Annotated in this window: 5 protein-coding genes and 1 pseudogene; all 6 read right to left on the bottom strand. The window is 68.2% G+C overall.

From position 1 onward, the window contains the following. Positions 1-236: pseudogene (locus Q1Y33_RS07775) on the bottom strand (ComEC family competence protein); the annotation flags it as partial. A gap of 19 nt (positions 237-255) precedes the next feature. Beyond that, positions 256-657, bottom strand: coding sequence for a structural protein P5 (locus tag Q1Y33_RS07770; protein ID WP_300799177.1), 402 nt, complete (start codon positions 655-657; stop codon positions 256-258). Then, a complete protein-coding gene (locus Q1Y33_RS07765) occupies positions 650-1,075 on the bottom strand; it encodes a phage holin family protein (protein ID WP_300799176.1) in 426 nt (141 codons plus the stop codon). The genes Q1Y33_RS07770 and Q1Y33_RS07765 overlap by 8 nt, the downstream gene beginning before the upstream one ends. Further along, the gene (locus Q1Y33_RS07760) at positions 1,050-1,523 is read right to left on the bottom strand and encodes a hypothetical protein (protein ID WP_300799175.1); all 474 of its coding nucleotides are present in this window, start codon (positions 1,521-1,523) and stop codon (positions 1,050-1,052) included. Before Q1Y33_RS07760 ends, Q1Y33_RS07765 begins: the two co-directional genes overlap by 26 nt. 1 nt (position 1,524) lies before the next feature. Then, positions 1,525-2,757 (bottom strand): phage portal protein, encoded by a 1,233-nt coding sequence (locus Q1Y33_RS07755; RefSeq protein ID WP_300799174.1) that lies wholly within the window; start codon positions 2,755-2,757, stop codon positions 1,525-1,527. Positions 2,758-2,894: 137 nt separating this feature from the next. After that, positions 2,895-3,866 (bottom strand): hypothetical protein, encoded by a 972-nt coding sequence (locus Q1Y33_RS07750; protein WP_300799173.1) that lies wholly within the window; start codon positions 3,864-3,866, stop codon positions 2,895-2,897. Between the last annotated feature and the right edge of the window lie 186 nt (positions 3,867-4,052).

Raw genomic sequence — 4,052 nt, 5'->3', positions numbered from 1 at the left:
CGGAGCTGCGCCGCGGCCAGCCCCGCCGTGAGGAGCATCGCCGCCATGCACAGCGACGAGCGCAGCAGCAGAGCCGCCGCGCCCGTCGTCAGAAAGGCTGCCGCCAGAAACCATGCCGGGAGTTCGCACACGTCCGCCAGGGCGATGCCGGCAGCCAGCGGCACGACGGCCTTGAGCATCGGCATGCGGTCGAGGCGCGCAAGCAGCCGTCCGTATCGCAGTGCGGGGAGTTCCATACCCCCAAAGATACGAAAATCACTCGGAAAAAAGCGCCCACCCGCGCTCGACATCCCGCATGACGGCCGCCGTGCCGTTCTCGACGCGCGAGATGGCCGCCGCGAGGGGTACCATCGTCGCCCGGTCGCGCGTGTCGAGGGGCTCGTCGGGTGCCAGGCCCGTCATGCGGCACACGGCGTCGATGTAGGCCTGCGTGCGGTTCTCGGTGGGTGGTGCCCAGCGGGAGATCATCTGCGTGACGGTCCGCAGCCCGTAGCGCACGCGGTAGGTGTCGAGCAGCACGAAGATCGCGCGGTAGCCCCACTCGGGGGCGCTGAACTGCCGGAACTCGGGGTCCTGCGAGGGGCGCACCTCGCCCCGGTAGCGGACCTTCGAGCGGCGGATGTTGCCGGGGTTGTTGTTGCGCAGCCCCCTACTCATCGCCCACCTCCTTTCCGATGCGGCGGCGGACGTAGCGGCGCATCTGCAGGAAGAAGGGGGCGTCGGAGAGCTGCGCGGCGTTCTCGAGGAACGACCACAGCTCGACGCCGCACGTGAAGCCGGCGAACAAGCGCGCGACGTTCAGCTGCAGGAAGTCCAGCACGCAGGTGTCGAGCAGCCACGCCATGGCGATGGCCGTCAGGACGAGGGCTGCCTTTGCGACCGTGCGCCACGCCTTGCGGCTCTCGAAGTACCACGCGCGGCCGGCGCGGCGGGCCGCCGCACGGTCGGCTGCCACGCCCGAGAGGAAGTCCATGACGATGAAGAGCAGCGTCGTGGCGATGAGCGGCCCGGCCGGGGCGAAGAGCCCGGCGATGCCGGCGGCCGCGCCGCTAACGTATCTGTACAAGGTTTCCATCGGTCGTGCAGCGGTTGAGGATGTCGTTGTCGGGGTCGTATTCGGGGATCGTCTCCCGGTGGTCGGCGAGGTATCCGGCCGCGCGGCGCAGCAGCGTCCGGGCCTGGGCGAGCAGGCTGCGCCGCAGGGCGCGTCGGGCCGTCGTGTCGGGGGCCGAGCCGTAGTCGGTTCTGGGGGCCGTCGTGCCGCTCTGGCCCGTGCGGATGTCGAGCCGGGGTTGGATGAGCGCCCGCGTGAAGAGGGCCGTGCAGGCGGCCAGGTGGGAGGTGACGAAGTCGGGGTACTGGCCTTCGAGCAGCCGCTCGTGGAGCGCCCGCCCGATGACCGGGACGATGTGGCGCTCCTCGGCCGCGGCGATGTCGGCCTCGGTGAGGGCCTCGGGCGGCAGCCACTCGCCGTCGCCGAAGGCCAGCCGCACGGCCTGTGCGGGGGAGATCAGGGTATTCATGTCATCCGATGCTTTGAACGTTGTACTTGGTGATTTCCGAAAGGAAGGCCTGCTGTCGGGGGTCTTCCGGGTCGTAGTCGAGTCCGTCGGCCTTGCGGGCCTCCCAGACCTTCATGTAGACGGGTTTCGAGCGGGTCGGCGGGCGGTTGACGATCTGCAGCGACGAGGCGTCGAGCCCCGTTGCGAGCGCGATGACCTCGCGGACGGGCTCCATGAGCTCGGCCTGCTCGGCGAGGATGACCGTGTTGAGCGCCACCTCGTATTCGTGGAGGATGCGCTCGGCGCTGAATCCCGCGGCGTAGTCGAGCCCGCTCAGCGAGCGGAACCACGAGTGCGCCACGACGATGTCGCCCACGGCCTGCTCGTGCAGCGCCTGCCAGTCGCCCTCGTTCTGCGACGCGATGGGGATGAAGCGCGAGTTGTCGTCGTCGCCCTCGCCGTCGCGGATGACGAACATCACCTGCCCGGGGTTCCCGGCGAACTTCTGCTCGGCGAGCCGCACGATGCGTTCGGCCTCGGCGTCGCTGTCGACCGCCGCGTCGAGCATCATCACGCCCGAGAGCTGGAACGAGTTGTCCAGGCGCGAGATGTTCCAGCGGTCGGTCTTGTAGGCGATGGCCGAGACGTTGAACCCCGCGATGTAGGGCGGCACGCCGTAGTGCGAGAAGGTCGGCTCGTAATCCTTGTAGTGGATCAGCGCGCGCAGCGTGCCGTCCTCCTGCTCCTCGAAGCGGGGATAGAGGGGCAGCTGCCGCGCCTCCTGCGGGCGGAAGGCCCGCCAGTCGTGGTGCAGGAGCACGTGCTCCGAGTCGCGGGCCACGCGGCAACGGGAGGCGTCCTGGTGGTAGAGCGAGAGGAACGTGTGACGCGGGTCGGTCACCACCTCGAGGAAGGCGTTGCCGAAGAGCGCCTTGTCGAAGGCCGCCTTGTTGAGCACCTGCCGGAGGCTCTCGCCGTCGCCGTTGGCGCGGCGGACGAACTCCGCCAGGCGCGGCAGGCGGGCCTCGTCGCAGACGAAGCCCTTGCCCGAGATGTAGTCGGCCTTGTCGTTGATGATGCGGCGGTGCGTGGTCGAGCGGCGGGCCATCAGGGCCAGCGCCTCGGGAAAGAGGTTGTCGTCGCCCCAGCGCCAGAAGCGGTCGCTCTCGACGCGCCCGGCGCCGAGCACCACATAGGGGTCGGGCGTGCGGTTGCCCACGGCGACGGCGGTTTTGGTTTTCTGTTGTCTGTCCATGGTTTGTGTCTTGAGGTTGTCTGCGGAGCCGCCCGCGGGCGGCGGACCGGTGATCCCGGCCCGGCCGCCGTGGCCCGTGCGCCGTGCGGGCGGCGTCCCGTTGCGTGGTGTTGCGGAGTGCGCTCCGCCCGGCCGCGCTATGCGCCGTAGGTGTAGGCGACGAGCCCTTCGTCGAGGATGTCGCACCCGGCCATGAAGACGGCGCGCTGGCGGTTCTCCATCTCGTCGGGGTTGTACCACATGCGGACCTCGTTGCCGGGGAAGTCGGCCGTGTTGACGGCCAGCACGAGGTTGCGGCGGTCGGTCAGCAGGCAGAACGACTGGTGGAACGACGTGCTCGAGAGGTAGCTGCCCAGCCGCACGTCGACGACCGGAATGCCGTGGTAGGCCAGTCTCTGGCGGCCGTTGATCGTGTCGGTGTAGGCCGTGTCGACGCCCTTCGCGTCGAGGTACTTCTCATAGAGGAAGTAGAGGTCCGAGGTGACGAAGAAGGCGAGCTGCCCCTCGCCCTTGAGGTCCTGCAGCGCGGCGCCGGCGTTTTTCCACAGGTTGTCGAAGAGTTCGACGACCTTCTCGGCCGTCAGGTCGGCGGTCTGGTAGGGCTCGCTGAAGATTACCGACTCGCTGTCGAACTCCTTGATCGCCTTCAGGAAGCCGTCGAAGGTGTTGTAGCCCGATCCGGCGGTGTCGCCCACCCACATCGTCGCGCGGATGTTCTCGGCGAGCGCCTGCTTGAAGAGCGCCGTCTCGGCCTGCTCGAGCTCGGTGCCCGTCAGGTCGTCCATGTTGACGTCGGCGCGTGCGGCGATCTTCTCGTAGACGAGCGAGAAGTAGTCCGCGGCCGAGAAGCCCAGCTCGGCCTTCACGGGCGAGAGCTGAATGGTCTTCTGGTACTTCTTGGCCGCCTGGCCGCCGTTCCACCCGGCGGCGGTGTACTTCTGCAGGATGTTGCGCTGTCCGTCCCAGAGGTGGACGGTCGTGGGCGTCGGCAGGTTGTAGAGCACCCGGACGCCGAGGTCGAGCGCCGACTCGCCGGTCAGCATGGGGCGGAAGAAGATCTGTTCGAGGTCGGAACCCGTGTACTGCTTTGCATTTTCGAGCAAACTCATGGTGTTGTGTGTTTAAGTGGTTGGAAAATAGGGTTGGAATTTGATTGGTCGGGGCGTTGGCCCGGTCGCGGACCGGAGCGCCCCGTGTTTTGACTGAGAAAGTGGGTCAGAGGGCCTTGCGGAACTGCCGCGCATCCTCCTGGTAGGCGCGTTCGTTGGCCGTGCGCGCCGCCTCGCCGCACGAGG

Source organism: uncultured Alistipes sp. (assembly GCF_949296715.1).
Classification (GTDB): domain Bacteria; phylum Bacteroidota; class Bacteroidia; order Bacteroidales; family Rikenellaceae; genus Alistipes.
This window is presented reverse-complemented; position numbering and strand designations above follow the sequence as displayed.